The following is a 23,157-nucleotide window of genomic DNA, read 5'->3' on the forward strand; positions in this document are numbered from 1 at the left end:
GCTCACGACGACAGCCCGCCCGTCAGCGTCGGCAGGTCGAGCGGGCGGAAGCCATAATGCTGGAGCCAGCGGACATCCGCCTCGAAGAACGGGCGCAGATCCGGCATGCCGTATTTCAGCATGGCGATGCGGTCGATGCCCATGCCCCAGGCGAAGCCCTGATAGATGTCCGGGTCGAGCCCGCAATTCCTCAGCACATTGGGATGGACCATGCCGCAGCCGAGGATTTCGAGCCAGTCCTCGCCCTCGCCGAAGCGGATCTCGCCGCCCTTGCGCGAGCACTGGATGTCGACCTCGACCGAAGGCTCGGTGAAAGGGAAGAAGGACGGCCGGAAGCGCATCTTGACCGTGTCGATCTCGAAGAAGGCCTTGCAGAACTCCTCGAGGATCCATTTCAGGTGGCCCATATGGGCGTTTTTGTCGATGACGAGGCCCTCGACCTGATGGAACATCGGGGTGTGGGTCTGGTCGGAATCCATCCGGTAGGTGCGGCCCGGACAGATCACGCGGATCGGCGGCTCTTGGGCCAGCATGGTGCGGACCTGGACCGGCGAGGTGTGGGTGCGCAGCAGCTTGCGCTCCCCGCTGGAATCCGGATGGAAGAAGAAGGTGTCATGCATCTCGCGGGCGGGATGGCCGACCGGAAAATTCAGCTTGGTGAAATTGAGGTCGTCGGTCTCGACATCGGGCCCTTCGGCGACGGCAAAGCCCATATCGCCGAAGATCGCGGTAATCTCGTCGATGACCTGGCTGATCGGGTGAATGCGGCCGCGCGCCTCGGGTCCGTCCTGCACCGGCAGCGACACGTCGATGCGCTCGGAGGACAGGCGCGCCTCGAGCACCGCCTCGGCCAGCGCTTCCTTGCGCGCGCTCAGCGCGGTCTGGACCCTGTCGCGCAGGCCGTTGATCAGCGGGCCCTTTTCCTTGCGCTCGTCGGGGGTCATCGCGCCCAGCGTCTTGAGCAGGGCCGAGATCGATCCGGCCTTGCCCAGTGCGGCGATCCTGACCTGTTCCAGCGCCGCCTCGTCCTGCGCGCCGGCGATTTCGGCAAGAAGGCTCGCGCCCAAGTGATCGATCTCGTTCATACCTGCTCTGGTCCGTTTGCGAGGCATCTTCTAGGGTGTCGCCAGCACCGATGCTAGAGGCAATCACGCCGGCAAAGCAGCGCCGCGACGGTCAATCCGGAGTCTTCGCCATCATGGCCGCACTTGCATGACACTGATGTCGCATTGGCGAAGCCTCGCGGCGGCATCGCTGCTCTCCATTCTCGCGGCCTCGCCAGCGGCCGCGCAGGACGGGCGGCGCGTCAGCATCACCGGCGAGATCAGCGACACCTGGTGTACGATCAGCGGCTTGATGTTCGCCAAGGGCACGGCCCATCACCAATGCGCGGTCTGGTGTGCGCTCGGCGGTATTCCGGTGAGCATCCGCGACGCCCAGGGCGATCTCTACCTGATCCTCAAGATCGGCGACGACGAGGACAGCGTCGCCAATCCCCGTATCGCGCGCATGGCGACGCATGAGGTCACCGTCGATGGTGAACTGCTTGAGCGCGACGGGGTGAAATATCTGCTGGTGGACAAGATCGCCGACGACAAGGGGATCATCACGATGACCCATGACGAATACGGCATCCAGCCGTTCGGGAACTGAGCGATGGCACGCACAGCGCGCCTTGCAGCCTTGTGGACGTTGGCCAGTCTGTGCGCCGCCTCGCCAGCTTCGGCCGCCGAGCTCTGGGGCATCCCGCACGAGAAGCCGCTCTTGCTCAAGGGGCGGCTGGTCGATGCGCTCTGTCATCTGAAAGGACGTTGCGTGCCCGATTGCGGCGCCGGCAAGCGTCAGCTCGGCGTCGTCCTCGCCGATGGAACGTTCCGGCTGATCGCCAAGGGCAATGTCGATTTCGCGGCTGCGATACCGGATCTGATCGGCTTCTGCGGCAAGGCGATTGAGGCGGACGGGCTCCTGATCGAGAACCCGGCCGTCACGGTGTTCTTCGTGCAGGGCGTCCGCGCGGAGGGCAGCACAGAGCCCTTCGTTCCGGCCGAGCGCTTCAAGGCGGAATGGGAGGCGCGCAACGGCAAGGCCGAGGAATGGTGGCGCGCCGACCCGCAAGCCAACCGCATCATCGCGGAAAACGGCCCCCTCGGCATCAAGGGCCTCGTGCCCAAGCCGATGCCTTGAGGCCTGGCATGCCGGGGGTCATCGCACGCCGGACTTTGCTGGCAGGGCTTGCCGGTTGCGCCGTTGCCGCCCCCCTCGCCTGCGCGCAGGCGCAAAGCCGGGGCGGCCATGTCCATGGCGGTGCCGCCGCACCGACGCCCGACCCGCTGGCCGGGCGGTTCGGCGGTTCGTTTTCGCTGACCGACCACAGCGGCAAGCGCGTCAGCGACATGGCCTATCGCGGCCGCTTCATGCTGGTCTATTTCGGCTTCACGCGCTGCGCCGACACCTGCCCGATCGACCTGCCGACCATCGCCCAGGCGCTCGATGCGCTCGGCCCGCTGGCGGAGCGGGTCGTGCCGCTCTTCATCACGGTCGATCCGGCTTTCGACACGCCACCGGTGCTCGCTGCCTATGTCGCGGCCTTCCATCCGGCGCTGATCGGGCTGACCGGCAGTGAAGCCGAGATCGCCGCTGCGGCAAAGGCCTACAAGGTGCATCGCCGCAAACTGACGCAGCCGCATCACGGCCAGGGCGAATACGCCGTCGACCATGGCTCTCTGACCTATCTGATGGATCGCGAGGGCCGTTTCCTGAGCTTGCTGCCCCACAACACGGAGGCCGCGCGCATGGCGGCGGTGCTGCGGAGCTATCTGGCGTAGGCTGTCGCGAAACGCCGGAACGGATTTGCGATCATGCCCGACAACGCCACCACACCCGTACCCGCCGCCAAGCCGGACAGCTCGGCCCAGAAAGCGTCGCCCTCCTATCGCCTGGCCGCGCTCGACCCGGATTTCCTGCTCGGCGATTCGACGCGGGGCGCGCGCTTCATGCTCGAATACCAGAAGGCCGAGGACCACTTACGCGCGCGCGGCATCCTCTCGACCATCGTCGTCTTCGGCTCGGCGCGGGTGCGCGAGGGGCAGCCCTGGTACGAGGCGGCGCGCGCTTTCGGCCGGCTGGCCTCGGAGCGGGGCGGCGCGCTGGCGCCGGGCGATCTCGGGCGCGACCATGTCATCGCCACCGGCGGCGGGCCCGGCATCATGGAGGCCGCCAATCGCGGCGCGACCGAGGCCGGCGCGCTCTCGATCGGCTTCAACATCACGCTGCCGCATGAGCAGGAGCCCAACGCCTGGTCGACGCCGGACCTGACCTTCCGCTTCCACTATTTCGCGATGCGCAAGATGCATCTTGCGATGCGGGCCTCGGCGCTGGTGGTCTTCCCCGGCGGCTTCGGCACGCTCGACGAACTCTTCGAGATCATCACATTGGTGCAGACCGGCAAGATGCGCCCGGTTCCGATCGTGCTTTATGACGGCGCCTATTGGAAAGCGCTGCTGAACCTCGACGCCATGGCCGATGCCGGGATGATCCGGGCAGAGGATCTCGCCCTTTTCTGCTATGCGGAGTCTCCCGAAGAAGCCTATGCCCGCATCGTCGAGGGCGCGGGAGACAACTGGCGGCCGGCGACGGAGGACCGCGTCCAGACGTAAGGGGCAGGCCGTAAGGCGCGTGCCAGTCCATCACAGATGATGCGGGTGGTTGTCGCGACTGCTGACCGGGCGCCCCCGCAGAACGCGAGGGACGCCGTCTGCGTCATAAAATTGCTGACAGAATGCCCCAAATGGAACTATCGCTAACGCCGCGATGCCGCACGTTCATGGGCCAAGGCTGTCTTTGATGTTTTCGACCCGCTCTCTGATGACCGATCTTGTTCGTCAATCGAATATACCGGCATGCCTGTCGACAATTGGCGTTCACGACTCGCGCTATGTCTCTGCCAACGACAGATATTTGCAGATGATCGAGCGGATATGGCCAGAGATTGAGAACAAGGATCTCGTCTCAAATGGCTCCGCCATCGATAATCCGCAGCGGGACCGCCGTTTATGGTTATTGGACACCCAAGGTTACTACGATTCAGAAACAGCCGAGATCCGCGTTGCAACCGGGCGGATCATCAGCGTCCAGATCAGCTCCCAACGTGTGTGGTGCAGCGGGACGGCCTGCGACGTCGAGTTCTTCCGTCCGCTGGCATCGGCAAATCTCGCGGCGTCAGGAGCGATTCGCAACACGCAATCATCCAAGAAGGCTCTTTTACAGCCCAGTATCGGCCAAAATCTGAAAATGATGGCACTGGTCGACAAGAGAATTCTCGTCAGTCGCATCTTATCGCTTGCTGCGGAAGGCGCGATACTCGCCAGTCAAATGTCCAAATCCGAAAACACCAAGGAACGATTATTAAATACCGTTGATGTTCTGGAAAATTTTCGAGTGTTTGATCGATCAAGTCATGCACGAATTGGTTTTGATTTTTCAGATCTTGACTATTGTTCACTTGAAGATTTGTTGCTTCAATTTACCGGCGAAATCTGGATGATTATTTTGTGCTGCAAGGAACCAGACGTCGCCGAAATGCTCAGATATCTGGTTGCAGAATATACCAGGCCCAAACCACTGGTGGTGAGTTCCTGAAGACGCACGGAACGCGACCGCTGATGCTTGCGACGGGTGCGGTGGCAGCGCTTGCGCTCCCCGAACAGACATTCAGGCCAACCCACCATTCGTCATTCCCAGTCTCATCGCTGCGCGCCGCTCTTCAAACGCCAGCGCGGATGCCGTGACAAAGAAAAAGGCCGGCATCGCTGCCGGCCTTTCCATATCTCGTCAGTGCCCGAAAGCTCAGGCAGCCTTGGCTTCCGCATCGGAACCGAGCGCGGCCTTGACCATCTCCACCACCGCGGTGAACGAGGCGGCGTCATCGATGGCCATCGCCGAGAGGGTCTTGCGGTCGAGCTCGATGCCGGCCTTGTGCAGGCCGTTGATGAACATCGAGTAGACCAGGCCGTGCTCGCGCACCGCCGCGTTCAGGCGCTGGATCCAGAGCGCGCGGAACGAGCGCTTCCGGTTCTTGCGGTCGCGATAGGCGTACTGCATCGAGCGATCGACGGCCGCCTTGGCGGCGCGGATCGTATTCTTGCGGCGGCCATAGAAGCCCTTGGCGGCCTTGAGTGTCTTCTTGTGCTTGGCATGGGACGTTACGCCCCGTTTCACGCGAGCCATGTTTGATCTCCGGAAAGGTTAGGGGGCGTCAGCCGTTGGGGAGGAAATACTTCTTCACGTTGGCCGCATCACCCTCGAACAGGGTGGTGGTGCCGCGGTGATTGCGGAGCTGCTTGTTGGTCCGCTTGATCATCCCGTGACGCTTGCCGGCCTGTGCGTAGAGCACTTTCCCGGTTCCGGTGATCTTGAAGCGCTTCTTGGCGCTCGACTTCGTCTTGATCTTGGGCATTTTCGCTCCTCATAGGTCGCGAGCGCGCAAACGGCGCCGCTTCATGTTTGCTTGCTGGAAGCAAAGATCGACCGCCACGGCAGCCCTTATCAGCCGGGCGATCGAAGGCCGCGCGTATGACAGAAAAGCGCGGGGGTGGCAAGTGTGGGTAAGGCTTGCCCCTACTCCGCGGCCTGGATCAGCGCGCCCTGCCCGCCCTCACCCTGAAGCCGCGCGCCCAGCCGGTCGACGTCGAGCACCATCAGCATGCCGGCCGGCGCGCCGCGGGCATCGCGCGTGGCGACGACGCCCAGCGCCGGCACATCGGCCTTGGCGGTGATGTCGCGCAGCGGCCGCAGATCGGAAACGGCGATCTCCGGAATCAGGCCGAGCGAATCGACGACCAGCCCCAGCGTCAGGCCGGCGGCGCGCACGATGACGATCTGCTGCTCCTCAGACGACGCATCGGGAATGCCGAGCAGGCGGGCCAGCCGCAACACCGGCACCGGCTGGCCCTGATGGAGCTTGTAGCCGGCGAGCAGGCCGTCGCCGGCCTTCCGCGCCGACGGCTTCAGCCCGACGATGTCGACCGCCTCGACGACGTCGCGCGCCCTGACGCCGAGCCAGTGCCGGCCGATATGGAAGGTCGCGACCTCGAAGGCCTCGACGCCGTCGGCCGGCTTGTGCGCGGCAAGCGTACCCCGCCCTTCGCCGCCTGCCGCCGTCTTCGCGCCTGCGTCGGCCGCGACCTCGCCCAACGGCACGGCACAGATCGCCACGACATCGGCACGGTGCCCGTCGCTGGTCTTGTATTCGCGATAGCCCTTCGAGAGCGCCGCGCCGACCGCCATGTGCCTGCCTTCGTAGGTCCGGATGCAGGCGAGGTCACCGTCCCGCTCAAGCGCAGCGGCATCGACCGGCAGCGGGCTCTCGGAGCCGATGGCGAAGCGCGGATCGCTCGAGGATATCACCCGCCCGTCGCTCCCGACCAGTACGGCGAAGGCGCCGGCGAGGGCTGCGCCATCCTCGTCCGTCGGCAGGGAATCGGCCAGGATCGCAGCGAATTGCGGGGTCGAATCGAAGACGATCGCGATGCCGCCGAGGACCCTGCCGCCGGACGGAGCCTGGACCGCCGCCGTGTAGACCAGCGTCGCGGCGTCGTCGTAAAGCGGGGTCGGCTCGAAGGCGGAGACGCCGTAGTGCTGGCCCGAACGCAAGGTTAGCGTGCGCGCGACCCATTCGGCGTCCAGCGTGGTGCCGACCAGATGAGCCTGGGACGGCTGCGAGACCGCGATGACCACACCCTGCGCATCGAACAGGATCAGGTTGCTGTAGACGGTGTAGAGCGCGTTGATGGTGGCCAGAATGTCGCTGCAGGCGCGGTTGCCTTCCGGCGTGGGCGAGGCGAGCACGCGCGCGAAGGTCGCGTTCAGCGCCCACCAGCGGCAGTCATTGGCGCGCTCGTAGAGATTGCGGTCCATCACATCGATGGCGAAGGCGGCGCGCGAGCGGCACTTCTCCATGATCGCCGCGACGACGGTGCGGTGCAGGTCGCCGATCGAGGCGTCGCAGACGGCCTGGGTCTTGCGGCCTGCACTCGATATCTCCCACAGCAGGATCTTCGAGAAGGCGGCGTTGGCGGCGGTCGAGCCGGCCTGGCGGATCGAGCCGTTCCAGACGGAGCGGTTGAGATCGCCCTGGATCGCGGCCGCCTGGCGGGAGACGGCGCGCAGCTCGGCGGAGAACAGGCCGGCCTGGCTGGTCACCGCCGCCAGCAAATCCTCCCCGATGCCCTTGCTGAGCTCGCCCCCATCCTGGTCGAACGCCGCGTCCAGCGGAATCAGGCCGAGCCCCAGCCAACCCGGACCCATATAGCCCTGATAGCCGGTACTGCTGCAGGCCATGGCGAGATATTGCCGCCCGCCGAGCCTGATGATCGGATCGCGCCGCTGCAGCGCCGTCGGCGACAGCTTGAGACCCGCCGGCAGCTGGATCGGGCACGAGCCCGCGACGACGTCCCCCTCCGGCGAGACGCAGGCCAGCACGGTCCAGTCATGGTCCATCAGGAGCTTGCGGAAGATGCCGGCCATCTCGTCGGCGAGGCGGAAGACCAGAACCAGCACGCCGAGCGGGCGCCGGCTGGCGTCCTCGACCCGCCAGGCATAGACCAGCGCCTTCTCGTCCGAGACGAAGTCCAGGACGCCGTAGTGCTCGACATAGGCGCCGCTCGAATGCAGCGCCTCGTCGATGACGGCGTGGCGCGCCGTCTTTGCCTCATGCGGCGCGAGCCTTGCGCGGATATCGGCTTGCCGATCGACGAGCACGATATCGGAATAGACCGAGTACTTCGCGACATAGTCGCGGAAGCGTTGCTCGATCGCCGCGCGCGCCTCGGCTGAAGGGCTCGCCTCGAGCATCTCACGAATATCTGTGTCGGCGGCCAGGAAGCCGATATCGGCCGTGCGCTCGAAGAGATTGCGGACCAGCACGTCGATGGCGTTCTGCGCCTTGATGCGCAGATCGGTCAGGGCCTTGTCGCGCGTCTCCTTGGCGAGATGGCCGAGCAGGCTGGCGGTCAGTTCCTCGAAGGCCGAGCGCGTGCCCGACATCTCCGTGGCATTGCCGGAGAGCTGCCCAAGCAGGGTCAGCGTATCCCATGATGCCTGAAGTCGATCGAAGGCCTGGCGATAATCGTCGATCGCCCGCATGTGCCGGATCAGGCCGGCGAGCGCCGGATCGATCGCGAGTCCTTCATTCAGCGTCGGCAAGTCGAAGGCGCCTCCGGTAGGCCGTCGCCCGCCGGTACAGCACCGGACGAGGGACGCATGGGCCAGAGCCGCGAGGCCCGATCCGCGCGCGAAGAGATCACCAAGTCAGTTGATTCGCATCGGGTGAGCGACTGAAAAATCGCATAAATTTGCAGCAAATGCGGCGTCCTTCCGCAGAGGCAACCAAAGTTAATGGGATTGACGCGGTTTTTTTCGGGAAAGCGCGCCTATAGAGAGCAGCCGGCGCCGATTTCGCCGCGAGCGGGTGCTGACTTGCGGACGGCCATATCCGATCGGCCCGTCTGTTTCATTTGCATTATTATGATATATATGTTTCAGTTCACCTCGTTTCAGCGGTGATGGGTCGATGGATCAGAAGGACGTCGTTGCAGCGCTGGGCCTGCAGTTCGAACGCCTCCCGACGCAGTTGCGGGCGGTGGCGCGCTGGGTGCTCGATCATCCCGCCGATGTCGCCCTGCTGGCGACGCGCGGGCAGGCACGGCGCGCCGGCCTGGCGCCTGCGACCTTCACGCGCCTTGCCCAGCGACTCGGGCTGCCGGGCTACGACGCCTTGAGGGCGACCTACGCGGCCTCGCTGCGCCAGCGGCCCGACGGCTTTGCCAACCGCGCCACCGAATTGCTGGCGCGCCATGGCGAAGACGGCGACAGCGCCATCGCACAGGACATGTTTGCCGCGCTGGCGCAGCATATCCGCGCGCTGAGCGAGCCGGACTGCGTGGCGCGGCTGGAACGCGCCGCCGCGCGACTGGCCGATGCGCGCAGCGTCTTCTGCTTCGGCCTGCGCTCGGCCTTTCCGGCAGCCTATATGCTCGACTACATCCGCGCGCTGATCGGCGCCGACTCCACGCTTGCCGATGGCGCCGGCGGGCGCGGCATCGATGCCTTGCGCCGGATCGGGCCGGGCGACGTGCTCTTCGTCGCGTCCGTCTCGCCCTATACGCGGCTCACCATCCAGGCCGCGGCGCTTGCCCGCGACAAGGGCGCGGCGATCGTCGCCCTGACCGACAGCGCCCATTCCCCGCTTGCCGCACTCGCCGACGAGCTCGTGCTGGTGCGCACCGAGACGCCCTCCTTCTTCCACACGATGACGCCGGCTTTCGCGGCGGTGGAATGCCTGGCGGCGCTGATGACGGCGCGGCGCGGCCAGCCTGCGCTCGACGCCATCGCTGCCGCAGAGGCCCAGCTCGACGCCTTCTCGACGTTTGAGAGCCCGCGCCGTCCAAAACGGAGACCCGCATGAGCCATCTGCTTCACCGCAACCTGAAGGCCACCTACCCCGTCGCCGTCGGCGGCAAGGGCGTCACCCTGATCGATGCCGACGGCCGGAGCTATATCGACGCCAGCGGCGGCGCTGCGGTGTCGTGCCTCGGTCATGGCCATCCCGACATCCTGGCCGCGATGCATGCCCAGATCGACAAGCTCGCCTATGCCCATACCAGCTTCTTCACCTCGGACCCGGCCGAGGAACTGGCCGACCATCTGATCGCCCACGCGCCGAAGGGGTTGAGCAACGTCTTCATCTGCAGCAGCGGCTCGGAAGCGATCGAGGCCTGCCTGAAGCTGGCACGGCATTATTTCATCGAGACAGGGCAGACGCGCCGGACCCATTTCATCTCGCGCCGGCAGAGCTATCACGGCATCACGGTCGGGGCGCTCTCGGTCGGCGGGCGGATGAAGGACCGCGCGCCGTTCAAGGAGATGCTGCTCGCCGGCCATCATATCGCGCCCTGCCATGCCTATCGCGGCCAGCACACCGACGAGACGCCGGAAGCCTATGGGCTGCGCATGGCCGACGAGCTGGAGGCCAAGATCCTGGAGCTCGGCTCCGACACCGTGGCGGCCTTCGTTGCCGAAACGGTCGTCGGCGCGACGCTGGGAGCCTCGCCGCCGGCGCCCGGCTATTTCCGGCGCATCCGCGAGATCTGCGACCGCCATGGCGTCCTGCTGATCCTCGACGAGGTCATGTGCGGCATGGGCCGGACCGGCAGCCTGCATGCCTGCGAGCAGGAAGGCATCGCGCCCGACCTGATGGCGATCGCCAAGGGGCTGGGCGCCGGCTATGCGCCGATCGGCGCGATGCTGGCCTCGGGCCGGATCGTCGAGGCGGTCCGGCAGGGCTCGGGCGCGTTTCCGCACAGCCAGACCTATAACGGCCATCCCCTCGCCTGCGCGGCCGCGCTCGCCGTGCAGCAGGTGATCGCGCGCGACGACCTCCTCGCCAATGTCCGTCTTCAGGGCGCCCATCTCGAACGCCGGCTGAAGGAGCGCTTCGGCAACCACCACCATGTCGGCGATATCAGGGGGCGCGGCCATTTCTGGGGCATCGAACTCGTCGCCGACCGCACTTCCAAGACGCCCTTCGACGCCGGGCTGAAGCTCAATGCCCGGATCAAGCAAGCCGCCATGGCGCGCGGGCTCCTGGTCTATCCGATGGGAGGAACGGCCGACGGCGTCCGCGGCGACCACGTGCTGCTGGCGCCACCCTTCATCGCGGATGCCGCGGTGATGGACACCATCGTCGAACGGCTCGGAGAAGCCGTCGATGCCGCGATCGCGGATGCAGTTTGACACCGCGTCTCATCACATCAAAAAACAGGGGATATCCATGACAGCGAAACATTGGCTCATCGGCGCGGCTCTCGGCCTTACCGGGACGCTTGCGGCCATGACGGCCAGCGCCCAGACCTCGACGCTCGACCGCGTCAAGGCGCGCGGCGAACTGGTCTGCGGCAACCACATCGCCCTGCCGGGCTTTGGCCTTCAGGGCGCGGACGGCCGCTGGGACGGGCTCGACATCGACCTGTGCCGCGCGGTGGCGGCAGCGATCTTCAACGATCCCACCAAGATCAAGTTCGTGCCGACGACGCCGCAGATGCGCTTCGTCGTGGTGCAGACCGGCGAGGTCGACATGCTCGCCCGCAACGCCACCTACACGATGTCGCGCGACACCACGGCCGGCATGGCCTGGCCGATCATCAACTATTTCGACGGGCAGGGCTTCATGGTGAAGAAGGCGCTCGGGGTCACCGAGGCAAAGGGGCTGAACGGCGCCTCGATCTGCGTGACGCAGGGCACCACGACCGAGCTGAACCTCGCCGACTTCTTCCGCTCCAACAACCTCAAATACGAGATCATCGGGTTTTCGACCAACGAGGAGGGCGTCAAGGCGCTCGAGGCCGGGCGCTGCGACGCCTTCACCACCGACTCCTCGGGGCTCGCCGCCGAGCGGCTGAAATTCGCCAAGCCGGACGATTTCGTCATCCTGCCGACCCTGATTTCGCGCGAGCCGCTGGGCCCCGCCGTCAAGCGCGGCGACGAAAGCTGGTTCACCCTGGTCAAGTGGGTCCACTACGCCATGCTGAACGCCGAGGAATTCGGCGTGACCAAGGCCAATGTCGACGAGATGCTGAAGTCGCCCAATCCCGAGATCAAGCGGCTGCTCGGCGTCGAGGGCAAGTTCGGCGAGGGCCTCGGCCTGACCAATGACTGGGCCTATCGCATCGTCAAGCATGTCGGAAATTACGGCGAAAGCTTCGAGCGCAATGTCGGCATGGGCTCGCGGCTGCAACTGAAGCGCGGGCTGAACGCGCTCGCCTCGCAGGGCGGGCTGCAATATCCGCATCCGATCCGGTAGCCGGACGTACAACCCGGGCAGCGCCACACCGGCTTTCGGGCCGGTGGGGCAGGCCCGAGCCTGGCGCGTCCGCTACTTGCCGCGATAGACCAGCGGAAACTGCTCGGGCTTTATGATCTTGCCGTCGCAGGCTTCCTTCTCGCGGTATTCGACGAGGACGAAATCGCCCTCGTCATTGACGCGATGGCGCTCATAGACGCCGCAATCGCCTGAGCCCCGGCCCAGCGAAATGCCGGTGACGGTGCGGCTCTTTGCGTCCCAGCTCGGCGACATGAGTTCGGCCGGCTCGCTGCTGCGCTTCCTGCCCGGCGGACCCTTGAAGCTGAGGAAGCGCGTATTGGTCGTCGGATCGGGCAGATAAACCAGCGCATAGACCGCATTCGCCTGGATGTTGAAGCGCTGGCACGGCACCTCCCAGATCGCCGATTCCTCCGACATCTGGAAGCCGGTGATGCCGCTCTTCATCACCTCCGGCGAGCAGCCGTACTTCTTCTCCGCGGTCGCCAGGAAGGCGCGCGGCACCTGCGCCGGCCTGACCTGATAGCGCTGGAACATGCGGGCCGCTTCATTGGGAGCCGGAGCCGCTGGCGTCATGCACCCTGCCCCACCCTTCACCGCGACGCGCGCCTGCTGACGGCCCGGCATCGTCAGCGTCAGCGCACCGCTCTCGATATCGACCGCCTCGCCCTCGATCTCGCCGAGCTTGAGATCCAGCACTGCGAAGGCATCGGGCTCGCCCAGCTTGTAGAGCTGATAGGGATAGAGGCCGTAGCCGCCCATCTTTCCGCCGACCGCGACGCGGGTCATCGTCACGACCTTGTCGCCGATTTTGATCCGCGCCGGCTGACGGGCGTTGTTCTGTCCCGTCAGCGTCTCCGCGAAGATGATCGCGTATTTGTCCTTGTCCGGATCGCGATTGGCCTGCCAGAGCGCGATCGAACAGCCCTTCGACCGGTCGATTTCAGCCTTCTCGAACAGTTTCAGGTCGATCTTGCCATCGTCCGGTTTCGGCTGGGCGGCGGCCAGCGAGGACAGCAGGCAGGCGAAGACGAATGCGGCCGGTGGTCCGGCGCTGCGATTCCAGAGCATGAATTCCCCCCGCCGCACGGCGCAGGCGAGGCCGCGCGAACGGGGCGAGCCTAGCCAATGGGCGGGACGCGTGAAACCTGAATCTGACGTTGCGTCAGATGCCCTCGATCCGCGTCAGCGCCTCGAAATGCTTCTCCGACTGATGCACCAGAACCTGGCGCCATTCGCGGGCGGTGGCCTCGATCTCCTGCTGCGGGATCAGCTTCAGCGGCTTGCCGGTCGACATCGCAAGAACCTGCTGCCGGCAGGCGCGCTCGAGGAAATAAAGGTCGTCGAAGGCGACCGCGACGGAGGGCCCGCCGATGGTGACGCCGTGATGCGCGAGGAAGACGATGTCGGCGCTGTCATCGGTCTTGCCCTTGCTCGCTGCGACGATCGCCTCGCCCTCGCTTTCATCGAGCGCCAGCCCGCCGAAATGATCGACATAGAGCGTGCGGCCATGGAAGCGGCAGGCAGTCTGGTGGGCCATCTCCAGCCGGCCGCCCTCGACCATGGTCAGCGCGGTGGCATAGGGCATGTGGACATGCAGCACCGCGACATGGCGCGGATTGGCCTTGTGGGCGGCGACATGGATGTTGCGGGCGGTGGCCTCGACCTCGCCCTCCCCTTCCAGCACCTGGCCGCGATCGTCGATCAGCAGCAGGTCGGACGGCTTCATCTCCGACCAGTGCACGCCATAGGGGTTGATCAGGTAGCGCGGCCGGCCGTCGGGGCCGTCGGGCAGCGCCACCGAGAAGTGGTTGCAGATGCCCTCGTTCAGCTCGAACTTCGCGGCGAGGCGGAGCGCGGCGGCGAGGTCGCGGCGCTGGCTGGTGATGCTGGGCTGGGGCATTCGATGGGCCTCTCTGTCGCATGGCATGGCTGTTTGCGTCATCTCGCTTCAGACCTCGCCGTCATCCCGGGCGACCAAAGGGAGACCCGGGATCCATGCCTGAACCGTTCCGGCATGGATCCCGGATCAGCGCCGCTCCGCGGCTTGTCCGGGATGACGGTGAGCTTCCAAAAGGATCGGCACCGCGTTTGGGAGCGAAGCATCCCAGAGCCCGACATGACAAGGCCCGGCACTGGGGCCGGGCCTGATGCAAATCGCATGGCGATCAGCGGATGCCGAGGTTACTTGGGAGCGAGAACCATGACCATCTGGCGGCCTTCGAGCTGCCAGTCGCTCTCGACCTTCGCGGTTTCGGCCAGATCGACCTTGACGCGCTCGAGCACCTTCACGCCGAGATCCTGGTGGGCCATTTCACGACCGCGGAAGCGCAGGGTCACCTTGACCTTGTCGCCCTCCTCGAAGAAGCCGAGCATGGCCTTCATCTTGACGTCGTAGTCATGCTTGTCGATGCCCGGACGCAGCTTGATCTCCTTGATCTCGATGGTGCGCTGTTTCTTGCGCGCCTCGGCGGCCTTCTTCTGCTCCAGGAAGCGGAAGCGACCATAGTCGAGAATCTTGCAGACCGGCGGCTCGGAATTGGGGGCGATCTCGACGAGGTCGAGACCGGCATCCTCGGCAATCTTCAACGCCTCGAAGAACGAGACCACGCCGCGGTTGGCGCCGGTATCGTCGATGAGCTGGACGTCGCGGACGCCGCGGATGTCGCGGTTGGAGCGCGGGCCGTCTTTGGTCGGGGTCGGGGCAGCACGGAAAGGACGACGAATGGGGGTATTCTCCTGTGAATGGCGCGTCTCGCGCCCGTGAGCAGACACATTGCACAAAGATGCGCGTTGTCAATGGATGAGGCTGGATGATTAAGTGGTTAGCGCCCGAGCAGGGCGCAATAGACGTCCAGCGTCTCGCTCACCATCGATTCCAGCGAAAAATGCCGCTCGACATGCTGGCGCGCCCGTCCGGCGAGATTGTCGCGCGCCGAGGGGCGCAAACTGAGTGCGCCTTCCAGCGCGGCGGCCAACGCTGCGGCATCGCCGGGGGGAACGCGCCAGCCGGTGCGCTCGGCGGGTGTGGTCTGCGGCGGGGCGAGCACGGTTTCCGGAACGGCACCGAGGTCCGACACCACGACGGGCGTGCCCATCGCCTGCGCCTCGACCGCGACCCGCCCGAAGGCTTCCGGTTCCGTCGAGGGCACAGTGACGACGGCGGCCGCCAGCAGCGCCGCCGGCATGTCCGTGCAATGCCCGACCCGCTTGACCCGGCCTTCCAGCCCGGCCTTGGCGATGAGCTGGTCGAGCTCCTTGACATAGCCGTCGCGGCCCTGGGCGTCGCCGGCGAGGATGAAGGCGGTGTCGGTGTCGCCGCCGTCGCGCAGGATGCGGGCGGCCTCGATCAGGACGCGCTGGCCCTTCCAGTTGGTCAGGCGGCCGGGCAGCAGCACGATGCGCTGATGGCCCTCGATGCCCCAGGCCCGGCGCAGGGCCTGGATACGCTCCGGCGCCACCGCGTGGGAGGCGAAGGCCGCGAAATTCGTGCCGCGGTTGACGACGCGGATGCGGTCGCGAGCGAAGCCGTGCTTGGCCAGGATCAGCTCGGCGGTATAGGCGGAGTTGGCGATGACGACGTCGCCGCGCGCCATCACCGAATTATACAGCGTCTTGACCGCCGAGCGGGTCGCATAGGAGCCGTGATAGGTGGTGACGAAGGGCAGTCCGAGCCGGCGGGCCGCCGCGAGCGCGACCCAGGCCGGCGCACGCGAGCGGGCATGGATGAGTTCGACGCCCTCATGCCGGCAGAGCAGCATGAGCTTGCGCACGTTCAGCGCCATGGCGAGCGGATTCTTGGACGCAGCCGGAAAGGGCAGCCAGACGCCGCCCTTGGCCTGGAGCTCGGCGACAAGCCGCCCGCCCTCGGTCGCGACGAGGGCGCGGGCGCCGACATCGGTGAGCCCCTTGGCGATGTCGACGGCCGTGCGTTCGGCGCCGCCGGTGTCGAGATCTGGGATGATCTGCAGGATCGTTCGTCCGACGAGCGGGTGGGCCTCGGTCGACGGCAGCGAAAGATGCGCGCCTGGCTGGAAGGACATACTCACCGTTTCGGAAACATGCTTTCAGTTCACGCGAACACGTCGCGCGGATTTCAGTCCGCACCACTATGCCTGCCTCTGGCGCAAAAACGCAGCCTATATTCGCGCGCAGTCGCGATTCGTCACAGGAGATTTGAGTTGGAGCACGAGGCCCCGCAATGGCTAGAGGTCGGTGACGGCGCGGAGACGCGCAAAATCGCGGTCCTGACGCAAGGTGGCGCGGGCGCGCCGGTGGTCTGGCTCGGCGGCTTCCGCTCTGACATGCGCGCGACCAAGGCTGAAGCGTTGGCCCGCTGGGCTCGTCAGGCCGGGCAGGCTTTCGTGCGCTTCGACTATGCCGGACATGGCGAGAGCGGCAACGATTTCGGGCGCTGGACCCTGTCGCACTGGCTGGAGGACGCGCTGTCCGTCATCGCGGCCCACTGCCGGCACAGGCCGATCCTGGTCGGCTCCTCCATGGGCGGCTGGGTTGCCCTGCTCGCCGCGCGACGGCTGCTGGGCACCGCGCTTGCCCCGTCCGGCATGGTGCTGATCGCGCCGGCCGTCGATTTCTCGGAAGAGCTGATGTGGGCGCGGATGCCCGAGGCCATCCGCGAGACCATCATGCGCGACGGCGTCTGGATGCGTGACTCCGAGTATTCGCCGGAGCCGACGCCGATCACGCGGGCGCTGATCGAGGATGGCCGCAGCCACCTGATGTTCGGCAGCGAGATCAGGACGGGGTGCCCCGTCCACATCCTGCAGGGCATGAACGATCCCGACGTGCCGTGGCGCCAGGCGCTCAAGCTCGTCGAGCATCTGAGCGGCGATCCCGTCGTGCTGACGCTGGTCAAGGACGGCGATCACCGGCTCTCGACGGCGCAGGACATCGCGCGCCTGCAGGCGGCGGTCGCGGGTGTCGCGACCGCGCCCTGACGGGGCGTCAGTGGACGCTGACCATCCGGAGATCGTGCTCCCACGCATTGGCGGTCGCCGCCTCGCGGGAATCGGTCACCAGGATCGGCGCGCCGTCGGCCGAGAGCAGCGCGAAGAGCTGCAGGCCGGACTGGATTTCGGGCGCCTGCGGGAAGATCCGCAGCAACTCGTCCGAGGTCATCGACTTGAGATAGGCGACCTGGCCTGTCCCCAACGCCGCGAATTCGGCCGGGGTCAGCGGGTTCGTCTGGATCATCGTCCTGTCTTCGTTCATCGCGCCCTCCTTCAGAGCAGTGCGAGTGCGGTTATCAAGATACGACTGCAATTATGAACGGATGCAAAAACCGCGCTTGCATCCTTCCTGGGGTGTTTTGCATCGGGTTGTCCCGGGAGCCTCAGTCACGGCTCTCGATATCGATACGCCGGATCAACCTCTCTGGTTCCGGTCGGGCCAGATCGATCGCCAGCAAACCATGCGACAGATCCGCGCCCAGCACCTGCATGCCCTCCGCAAGGAGAAAGCTGCGCTGGAACTGCCGCGCGGCGATGCCGCGATGCAGGAACTGCCTGGTCTTGTCATCGCTCTGGCGGCCACGGATGGTCAGCTGGTTCTCTTCCAGGGTGATCTCGAGCTGCTCGCGGGAGAAGCCGGCGACCGCGAGCGTGATGCGCAGCCTGTCCGGCTCGTTGTCGCAGCGCGGCAACCGCTCGATGTTGTAGGGTGGGTAGCCCTCGCTGGCGCCTTTCGCGACCCGGTCGAGCGCCCGTTCGATATCGTCGAATCCGAGCAGGAACGGATGCGAGAGACTGGGTGTACGCGTCATTTCAGGACCTTGCCCTGACAGTGCCGGAGCCCCCGGAGGGCGCTCCCGATCAACCGGAGCCCGCCAGCGCAGCGCCCCGCAGGCGAAAGGCGAAGCCCTTCCGCTTGATCCAGATATGGCGAATGCGGGGGGCCGCTTCAAGGGCCTGAGACCGCCCCCGCCTCGAGGAGGCTGGACGGCCGAACGATCTCATCTGCGGGAGATCGTCCGGTGCGGGTGACGGGTGGTACAGCCACCCCGGCTTGAACGGGGGACCTCTAGATCCACAATCTAGCGCTCTAACCAACTGAGCTATGGCTGCCCGCACCCGGCGCTTGGCGATCGTCGCTTTCGCGAGATCGGCGGCGGCGCGGAACCTAGAACCGACGCCTCACGATTGCAACCGGGGAATTGCGGGTTTTCCGGTTAAGAATCCGGCGAGCCCCGCGAGACCCCGTGTCAGTCACCTCAGCTCAACTCTTGCCCATCGCTTTGCCGGCGATCCGCGCCAGTTCCTTGAGGTGCTCGGCATAGGATTCGTAGGAGCGGCGCACCGCCTTGGCCTGCAGCGCCACGGCATCGGCGGCACTGTCGGTGCGAGCCAGCGTCTGCGCATCGTCGAGCGTGGCCTTCAGCTCGGCGCAGGCATGGTCCAGCATCGTCGCCTGGAGTGCGCCGAAGGCCTTGGCCATCGCCAGCGCCTGCGTCATCACGGTCGCGGAGGTGATCGCGACGAATTCGGGCGGCTTCGGTGGCGGGGTCGTCATCAGCGACGGGATCGCCTTGGCGTTGTCCTGGACCGTCTCGACGGCGGCCTTCGCCACGGTGTCTGCTGCCTTGACCGGAGCGGCCACGACCTTCGCCGTCTCGCTCAGAGCCGGCGCGGCGGCAGGCGTGGCGACGAGGGCAGGCTTGGCGACTGGCGCAGGCTTGGCGACCGGCGCAGCATTGGCAACGGGGGGCTTGGCGGCAGTGGGCTTCTCGATGCGGACCTTGGCCGAGGCGACGCGCGTCTCGGGCTTGGGCTTGACCGATCGAGCCGCCGCCTTGGTGACGGAGGGCTTGGCAGCTGCGGGCTTGGCAGGGGCAGCCGTGGCAGGGGCAGCCGTCTTGGCAGGGGCAGTCGAGGCAGCAACAGGCTTCGTCTCTGCCGGCTTGGCTTCAACAGGCTTGGCTTCAACAGGCTTGGCCGCGACAGGATTGGCCGCGACAGGCTTTGTCTCGGGCGCCTTTGTCTCGGGCGCCTTGGACGCCGGAGCCGGAGCGGCAACCGGGGCGACCGCCGCGGGCGGCTTCGGCGGCGGGACGCTTGCCGCCGGCTTGTTGGCCTCGGCCGGCGCAGCGCCGGACAGGGCCTTGACCGGAGACAGGCTGACCGGCGCCTTGGATGTGGTCCGGGTCGGAGCAGGCTTGACCATCACGGTTCTCCTTCAGCGCTGAAAGCAAGGCGGGGCCAGGCTGATTGCCTGGCCTTCCGCTCATCCTGTTTCGCGCCGGAGCTGTGTCGTCGATCAGGCCGGCGCAGTTGGCAGTCCGCCCTTACTTGGGCTTGACCGCCTTGGTCATCGTCTCGGCCGCCTTCGTCGCGACATCCTGCGCAGCGGCGCCCATGTCCTTGAACTGGGTCTGGAGCGCTTCCAGCTGCGCCTTCATGAAGGCGGACTGATGCGTCATGACCTCGGTCAGGTCCTTCGACTTGACGAGCTTCTGGGCGAATTCGAAAGCCGCCGCGACATTGTTCTCGGCATAGCCGATCGCCTTGCGGGCGACGTCATGGGTGTTGACGCGGGCGGTCTCGGCCGAGCCGTGAGCGGTGTCGACAGCCTTCGTGGCTGCGCCGATGAAGCCGTCGAAGGCCTTGCGGGCCTGCTCGACGCTGCGCTCGGCGAATTCACGCATTTCGGCGGGAACTTCGTAGGGGGTCTTGTCTGCCATCGGGTCGTCCTCCTGGTTGATCTGGCGTATGGGCCGTGCCCCGGCCATCCCTGGCCGCGTACCGCTCCGGTTATTGTGCGGTGCAATATCATTGTTGCGTTGCGATGACAAATCATACTCCAAACGGCACCGCATAGTCCAAACGGCATGGCCTGGTCCAAAGGACATGGCGCGTTAACGCTGTTTCGACGCGGCCGGGGACAGGCAAACCCGCTGCATGGCTTTGCGTGCATTTGACCGCTATTAAAGCTTTGTTAGCCATAATGGCGCGGACCATGATGGCGCGAACCAAGAGCGGGCGGGCATGAGCGAAGCCGGACAGGACTGGGCGCGACGCGGCGCGGCAGCGGGACAGGATGCGAGCATCGCGTCCTTCGCGGCCGGCGGCGCGCTGCTGCTCTGGGACCGCGACGCGCAGCGGCCGGGCTTCGCCAATGCGGCAGGCCACGCACTTCTAGGCGGTGATGCGGCCGCTGCCAACCTTCCCGCACCGACGCGCCAGCGTTTCACCCTGCTCGCAGGCGGCCTGGCGTCCCGCGACGGCGTGCGGCTGGAGCGGCTGCGGCTGACCGCGGGATTTTCGGCAACTGTCGTGACCTGCGGCTGCAAGCTCGTCGCCCAAGGCGATGGCGAACCTGTGCTTGCCATCGCGGTTCAGGCAGCAGAGCTGCGGCGCCTCGGCATCGTGATTCCCGCGCCCGAGGCTGTGCCTCCGCTCGCCCCGATAGCCGAACCGGCGCCTGTGGCGGACGAGCCCGGCGCCACGCCGGCCGCCCTCACCCGCGCCATCCGTTTCCTCTGGCAGAGCGACACCGAGGGGCGCCTCACCAGCCTGTCCCCCAACATGGCCGAGTTGATCGGTGCCACCGCCACCGGCGACCTGCCCGGCCGGCTTTGGGCGGAGTTGGTCGGCACTGACATCGTCGATCGCAGCGGCGGCCTGGTCGCGCGCCTGACTGGCAGCGCGACCTGGAGCGGCCATGAGGTGCTGTGGCGGACGACGCCGGGCGAAGGCGCCAAGGTCGAGCTGTCGGGCGTGCCGGTGCTCGATGCCGCACGGCAGGTCACCGGTTTCCGGGGTTTCGGCGTCGTGCGCCCCGGCGCATGGGAGCCGTTCGTGCTGCCGGCCAAGACGCCGGACGCGATGGCCGAGGCGGCTCACGACGATGCGGTCGAGAGCGATCCCGTCGTGGAAACCCTCCTCCAGCCGTCAGCCGCTGGCGAGACGATCGTGGACAAGCCCGAGGCCGATTCGGCTCAGCCGGAGAGTCTTTCCGACGCCTCCAGCCCTCATCCCGGGGAGCCGCAAAGCGGCGTCTCGAAGGATGATCCAGACGCGTCCGAAGCCACTGCCGGAATCCTTCAAGACGCCATCCCCCAAGCAACGGCTCCTCAGGATCAGGGCCCGGAGGTCGTTGAGCTGAGCGATTCGGTTACGGCGCCCGCAGACCTTGCGACGGTAGCGTCTGCTGCCGAGGCGGAGATCGTCGAGGCCCTGGACGCTGCCGTGGTTGCGCCGGCGCAGGAGGCACTCAAGCTGCAGTCGCCCCCCGAATCGCAGCCGGATGAAGCGCCCGTCGCGGTCGATATCCTCGCCGGGGCTGCCGCCGCTTCGAGCGAGACCGATGCTGTCGAAGCCGAGGTGGCTGCCATCGAGGTGCAGGCTGCTCCGGAGCCTGCACCGCAAGAGCCGGCGCCGAGCGACCCCGCGCGAAACGAACGCGCCGCGCCGGCGGCCAACATCGTGCCGCTGCGCAACGGGCATCTGACCTCGGTCCGGCCGGTGCTCGAGCCGTCGAAGCCGAATCTGAGCTCCGCCGAGCGCAACGCCTTCCGCGAAATCGCCAAGGCGCTCGGCGCGCGCATCGCCGGCGACGACGAGGCGCTGGCGCCGCGGCTTCCGCCCGCCACCCCGCTGCGGCTGAAGGAGGGCGAGCCCGCCGCTTCGGCGGAAACCGGCGAGATCCCGCATGCCGAAGTCCCGCATGCCGAGCTGGAGACCGCGACCGCAGGCACGCGGCCCCGCGCGCCCAACTCCCATGCCGATGTGCTCGACAAGCTGCCGATCGCGGTGCTGGTCAATCGCGGCGAGGAGGCGCTCTACGCCAACCGCACGCTGCTCGATCTGCTGGACTATGCCGATCTCGACGATCTCGCGGCCGGCGGCGGCGTCAGCCGCCTGATCAAGGAAGCGACCCGCACCGATGGCGGGGCGATGATCCTGATCGACCGACTCGGCCATCTCGTCAGCGTCCATGCCGCTCTCTCCAGCGTCGCCTGGCAGGGCGAGCAGGCGACGCTGATGGCCTTCCGCCACCCCAATGGCGGCGGCGAGGTCAAGGTGCTGACGCCGGAGGAGGCCGAGGAAGCCGAACTCGCGGCGGAATTCGAGGCCGAGGACCACGAGAGCGCGGCGCGCGTCGAGGCGCTCAGGCTCGACGCCGGCGCCCGCGACGCGCGCATCAACGAACTCGTCGCAATGCTCGATACCGCGACCGACGGCGTCGTCACCGTCGACGAGCGCGGCCGCATCCTCTCCCTCAACAAGACCGCCGAGGCGCTGTTCGGCTACGACCAGCGCGAGGTCACCGGCGAATTGTTCACGCTGCTGTTCGCGGCCGAGAGCCATGCGCCGGCGCTGGACTATCTCGAAGGCCTGAAGGGCGGCGGCGTCGCCTCGGTGATGAATGACGGCCGCGAGGTCGTCGGCCGCGTGCGCCAGGGCGGCAAGATCCCGCTGTTCATGACGATGGGCCAGATCGCCGAGGGCACGGAGCGCCGCTTCTGCGCCGTGCTGCGCGACATCACCGCCTGGAAGAAGACGGAAGGCGAGCTGGTCGAGGCCCGCAAGGCGGCCGAGAAGGCCAGCGCCCAGAAATCGGACGTGCTCGCCAAGATCAGCCACGAGATCCGCACGCCGCTGAACGCCATCATCGGCTTTGCCGAGGTCATGGCGGAGGAACGCTTCGGGCCGATCGCCAATGAGCGCTACAAGGAGTATCTGCGCGACATCCACCAGTCGGGCGGCTACGTCATCAGCCTCGTCAACGATCTGCTCGACCTCGCCAAGATCGAGGCCGGCAAGCTCGATCTCGACTTCGTCAGCGTCAACCTCAACGAGATCGCGCTCTCGGCCGTCAGCCTGCTGCAACCAGAGGCGCAGCGCGGCCGCGTCGTGCTGCGGTCGGGGCTGTCGCCCAAGCTGCCGCCGGTGGTGGCCGACCAGCGCTCGATCCGGCAGATCGTGATCAACCTGCTCTCCAACGCGGTGAAGTTCACCGATGCCGGCGGGCAGGTCATCATCTCCACCGCGCTCGGCGATCAGGGCGAGGCGATCCTGCGGGTGCGCGACACCGGCATCGGCATGGACGACAAGGAGATCGAGCTGGCGCTCCAGCCGTTCCGCCAGGTGCCGACGACACGCCGGGCCGGCGGCACGGGCCTTGGCCTGCCGCTGACCAAGGCGCTGGTGGAAGCCAACCGGGCGGCAATGTCGATCACCTCCGTCAAGAAAGAAGGCACGCTGGTCGAGATCCCCTTCCCGCCGCAGCGGGTGCTGGCGGGGTAGAGGGGACTTCGGTCCCTC

At 66.6% G+C, this 23,157-nt stretch carries 22 protein-coding genes and 1 tRNA gene; 10 read left to right on the forward strand and 13 right to left on the reverse strand.

The genetic code is table 11. The annotated features are described in order from the left end of the window. Positions 1-2 precede the first annotated feature (2 nt). Positions 3-1,085, reverse strand: a complete 1,083-nt coding sequence (gene pheS / locus AE618_RS03320) for a phenylalanine--tRNA ligase subunit alpha (protein WP_054207633.1) — start codon at positions 1,083-1,085, stop codon at positions 3-5. 127 nt (positions 1,086-1,212) lie between these two features. On the opposite strand from pheS, the gene AE618_RS03325 reads away from it, so the two are divergent. The 5 genes from AE618_RS03325 to AE618_RS03345 all read left to right on the forward strand — a co-directional run bounded on the left by AE618_RS03325 (position 1,213) and on the right by AE618_RS03345 (position 4,638). Continuing rightward, the gene (locus tag AE618_RS03325) at positions 1,213-1,653 is read left to right on the forward strand and encodes a hypothetical protein (protein WP_156330074.1); all 441 of its coding nucleotides are present in this window, start codon (positions 1,213-1,215) and stop codon (positions 1,651-1,653) included. A gap of 3 nt (positions 1,654-1,656) precedes the next feature. Then, the gene (locus tag AE618_RS28380; RefSeq protein ID WP_054207635.1) at positions 1,657-2,184 is read left to right on the forward strand and encodes a hypothetical protein; all 528 of its coding nucleotides are present in this window, start codon (positions 1,657-1,659) and stop codon (positions 2,182-2,184) included. Positions 2,185-2,192: 8 nt separating this feature from the next. Continuing rightward, positions 2,193-2,825: an SCO family protein gene (locus AE618_RS03335; RefSeq protein ID WP_054207636.1), complete on the forward strand. Its 633-nt coding sequence runs from the start codon at positions 2,193-2,195 to the stop codon at positions 2,823-2,825. 33 nt (positions 2,826-2,858) lie between these two features. Then, positions 2,859-3,656, forward strand: a complete 798-nt coding sequence (locus AE618_RS03340; RefSeq protein WP_054207637.1) for a TIGR00730 family Rossman fold protein — start codon at positions 2,859-2,861, stop codon at positions 3,654-3,656. A gap of 187 nt (positions 3,657-3,843) precedes the next feature. After that, on the forward strand, positions 3,844-4,638 hold the full coding sequence (locus tag AE618_RS03345; protein WP_210166440.1) for a hypothetical protein: 795 nt from the start codon (positions 3,844-3,846) through the stop codon (positions 4,636-4,638). 207 nt (positions 4,639-4,845) lie between these two features. Here the strand turns inward: AE618_RS03345 and rplT are convergent, their stop codons facing one another. The 3 genes from rplT to AE618_RS03360 form a co-directional block, all read right to left on the reverse strand. After that, positions 4,846-5,226 (reverse strand): 50S ribosomal protein L20, encoded by a 381-nt coding sequence (gene rplT / locus AE618_RS03350; protein ID WP_054207639.1) that lies wholly within the window; start codon positions 5,224-5,226, stop codon positions 4,846-4,848. A 28-nt stretch (positions 5,227-5,254) separates the two neighbouring features. After that, positions 5,255-5,455 (reverse strand): 50S ribosomal protein L35, encoded by a 201-nt coding sequence (gene rpmI / locus AE618_RS03355; protein WP_054207640.1) that lies wholly within the window; start codon positions 5,453-5,455, stop codon positions 5,255-5,257. 161 nt (positions 5,456-5,616) lie between these two features. Further along, on the reverse strand, positions 5,617-8,202 hold the full coding sequence (locus tag AE618_RS03360; protein ID WP_054207641.1) for a chemotaxis protein CheW: 2,586 nt from the start codon (positions 8,200-8,202) through the stop codon (positions 5,617-5,619). Positions 8,203-8,569: 367 nt separating this feature from the next. On the opposite strand from AE618_RS03360, the gene AE618_RS03365 reads away from it, so the two are divergent. The 3 genes from AE618_RS03365 to AE618_RS03375 are packed head-to-tail and all read left to right on the forward strand — an operon-like array spanning position 8,570 to position 11,857. Further along, positions 8,570-9,463 (forward strand): MurR/RpiR family transcriptional regulator, encoded by an 894-nt coding sequence (locus AE618_RS03365; RefSeq protein ID WP_054207642.1) that lies wholly within the window; start codon positions 8,570-8,572, stop codon positions 9,461-9,463. Continuing rightward, positions 9,460-10,791 (forward strand): aspartate aminotransferase family protein, encoded by a 1,332-nt coding sequence (locus tag AE618_RS03370; protein WP_054207643.1) that lies wholly within the window; start codon positions 9,460-9,462, stop codon positions 10,789-10,791. Before AE618_RS03365 ends, AE618_RS03370 begins: the two co-directional genes overlap by 4 nt. 37 nt (positions 10,792-10,828) lie before the next feature. Then, positions 10,829-11,857: an amino acid ABC transporter substrate-binding protein gene (locus tag AE618_RS03375; RefSeq protein WP_054207644.1), complete on the forward strand. Its 1,029-nt coding sequence runs from the start codon at positions 10,829-10,831 to the stop codon at positions 11,855-11,857. A 72-nt stretch (positions 11,858-11,929) separates the two neighbouring features. Here AE618_RS03375 and AE618_RS03380 read toward each other — a convergent pair whose 3' ends face one another. From AE618_RS03380 to AE618_RS03395, 4 genes are all read right to left on the reverse strand, one after another. Beyond that, on the reverse strand, positions 11,930-12,946 hold the full coding sequence (locus AE618_RS03380) for a DUF1176 domain-containing protein (RefSeq protein WP_054207645.1): 1,017 nt from the start codon (positions 12,944-12,946) through the stop codon (positions 11,930-11,932). A gap of 94 nt (positions 12,947-13,040) precedes the next feature. Continuing rightward, entirely contained in the window at positions 13,041-13,820 is a 780-nt protein-coding gene (locus AE618_RS03385; protein WP_082364965.1) for an aldolase, read from the reverse strand. Positions 13,821-14,059: 239 nt separating this feature from the next. Further along, the gene (gene infC / locus AE618_RS03390) at positions 14,060-14,602 is read right to left on the reverse strand and encodes a translation initiation factor IF-3 (RefSeq protein WP_054207672.1); all 543 of its coding nucleotides are present in this window, start codon (positions 14,600-14,602) and stop codon (positions 14,060-14,062) included. Between the two features lie 98 nt (positions 14,603-14,700). Next, positions 14,701-15,918 carry a glycosyltransferase family 4 protein gene (locus tag AE618_RS03395; RefSeq protein ID WP_054207647.1) on the reverse strand — a complete coding sequence of 406 codons (1,218 nt, stop codon included), beginning with the start codon at positions 15,916-15,918 and terminating at the stop codon, positions 14,701-14,703. A 138-nt stretch (positions 15,919-16,056) separates the two neighbouring features. On the opposite strand from AE618_RS03395, the gene AE618_RS03400 reads away from it, so the two are divergent. After that, a complete protein-coding gene (locus AE618_RS03400; protein WP_054207648.1) occupies positions 16,057-16,833 on the forward strand; it encodes an alpha/beta hydrolase in 777 nt (258 codons plus the stop codon). 7 nt (positions 16,834-16,840) lie between these two features. Here the strand turns inward: AE618_RS03400 and AE618_RS03405 are convergent, their stop codons facing one another. From AE618_RS03405 to AE618_RS03425, 5 genes are all read right to left on the reverse strand, one after another. Beyond that, a complete protein-coding gene (locus AE618_RS03405) occupies positions 16,841-17,107 on the reverse strand; it encodes a DUF1150 family protein (protein ID WP_156330076.1) in 267 nt (88 codons plus the stop codon). Between the two features lie 121 nt (positions 17,108-17,228). Next, positions 17,229-17,657, reverse strand: coding sequence for an Hsp20 family protein (locus AE618_RS03410; RefSeq protein ID WP_054207649.1), 429 nt, complete (start codon positions 17,655-17,657; stop codon positions 17,229-17,231). Positions 17,658-17,881: 224 nt separating this feature from the next. Then, positions 17,882-17,958: transfer RNA gene (locus AE618_RS03415), tRNA-His, on the reverse strand. Positions 17,959-18,109: 151 nt separating this feature from the next. Beyond that, positions 18,110-19,054 carry a phasin family protein gene (locus tag AE618_RS03420; RefSeq protein ID WP_054207650.1) on the reverse strand — a complete coding sequence of 315 codons (945 nt, stop codon included), beginning with the start codon at positions 19,052-19,054 and terminating at the stop codon, positions 18,110-18,112. A 121-nt stretch (positions 19,055-19,175) separates the two neighbouring features. Beyond that, entirely contained in the window at positions 19,176-19,571 is a 396-nt protein-coding gene (locus tag AE618_RS03425; protein WP_054207674.1) for a phasin, read from the reverse strand. 304 nt (positions 19,572-19,875) lie between these two features. On the opposite strand from AE618_RS03425, the gene AE618_RS03430 reads away from it, so the two are divergent. Continuing rightward, positions 19,876-23,139, forward strand: a complete 3,264-nt coding sequence (locus AE618_RS03430; protein WP_054207651.1) for a PAS domain S-box protein — start codon at positions 19,876-19,878, stop codon at positions 23,137-23,139. Positions 23,140-23,157: the final 18 nt, after the last annotated feature.

It is taken from the genome of Allobosea vaviloviae, from assembly GCF_001298265.1.
Taxonomy (GTDB): Bacteria; Pseudomonadota; Alphaproteobacteria; order Rhizobiales; family Beijerinckiaceae; genus Allobosea; species Allobosea vaviloviae_B.

What these genes read in the sequence shown, in the direction of transcription:
- rpmI (WP_054207640.1), bottom strand. Translation starts at nt 5,455, where the DNA reads ATGCCCAAGATCAAGACGAAGTCGAGCGCCAAGAAGCGCTTCAAGATC.
- AE618_RS28380 (WP_054207635.1), top strand. Translation starts at nt 1,657, where the DNA reads ATGGCACGCACAGCGCGCCTTGCAGCCTTGTGGACGTTGGCCAGTCTG.
- AE618_RS03380 (WP_054207645.1), bottom strand. Translation starts at nt 12,946, where the DNA reads ATGCTCTGGAATCGCAGCGCCGGACCACCGGCCGCATTCGTCTTCGCC.
- AE618_RS03325 (WP_156330074.1), top strand. Translation starts at nt 1,213, where the DNA reads ATGACACTGATGTCGCATTGGCGAAGCCTCGCGGCGGCATCGCTGCTC.
- AE618_RS03385 (WP_082364965.1), bottom strand. Translation starts at nt 13,820, where the DNA reads ATGACGCAAACAGCCATGCCATGCGACAGAGAGGCCCATCGAATGCCC.
- pheS (WP_054207633.1), bottom strand. Translation starts at nt 1,085, where the DNA reads ATGAACGAGATCGATCACTTGGGCGCGAGCCTTCTTGCCGAAATCGCC.
- AE618_RS03365 (WP_054207642.1), top strand. Translation starts at nt 8,570, where the DNA reads ATGGATCAGAAGGACGTCGTTGCAGCGCTGGGCCTGCAGTTCGAACGC.
- AE618_RS03410 (WP_054207649.1), bottom strand. Translation starts at nt 17,657, where the DNA reads ATGACGCGTACACCCAGTCTCTCGCATCCGTTCCTGCTCGGATTCGAC.
- AE618_RS03430 (WP_054207651.1), top strand. Translation starts at nt 19,876, where the DNA reads ATGAGCGAAGCCGGACAGGACTGGGCGCGACGCGGCGCGGCAGCGGGA.
- AE618_RS03425 (WP_054207674.1), bottom strand. Translation starts at nt 19,571, where the DNA reads ATGGCAGACAAGACCCCCTACGAAGTTCCCGCCGAAATGCGTGAATTC.
- AE618_RS03405 (WP_156330076.1), bottom strand. Translation starts at nt 17,107, where the DNA reads ATGAACGAAGACAGGACGATGATCCAGACGAACCCGCTGACCCCGGCC.
- rplT (WP_054207639.1), bottom strand. Translation starts at nt 5,226, where the DNA reads ATGGCTCGCGTGAAACGGGGCGTAACGTCCCATGCCAAGCACAAGAAG.
- AE618_RS03375 (WP_054207644.1), top strand. Translation starts at nt 10,829, where the DNA reads ATGACAGCGAAACATTGGCTCATCGGCGCGGCTCTCGGCCTTACCGGG.
- AE618_RS03345 (WP_210166440.1), top strand. Translation starts at nt 3,844, where the DNA reads ATGTTTTCGACCCGCTCTCTGATGACCGATCTTGTTCGTCAATCGAAT.
- AE618_RS03395 (WP_054207647.1), bottom strand. Translation starts at nt 15,918, where the DNA reads ATGTCCTTCCAGCCAGGCGCGCATCTTTCGCTGCCGTCGACCGAGGCC.
- AE618_RS03420 (WP_054207650.1), bottom strand. Translation starts at nt 19,054, where the DNA reads ATGGTCAAGCCTGCTCCGACCCGGACCACATCCAAGGCGCCGGTCAGC.
- AE618_RS03335 (WP_054207636.1), top strand. Translation starts at nt 2,193, where the DNA reads ATGCCGGGGGTCATCGCACGCCGGACTTTGCTGGCAGGGCTTGCCGGT.
- AE618_RS03340 (WP_054207637.1), top strand. Translation starts at nt 2,859, where the DNA reads ATGCCCGACAACGCCACCACACCCGTACCCGCCGCCAAGCCGGACAGC.
- AE618_RS03370 (WP_054207643.1), top strand. Translation starts at nt 9,460, where the DNA reads ATGAGCCATCTGCTTCACCGCAACCTGAAGGCCACCTACCCCGTCGCC.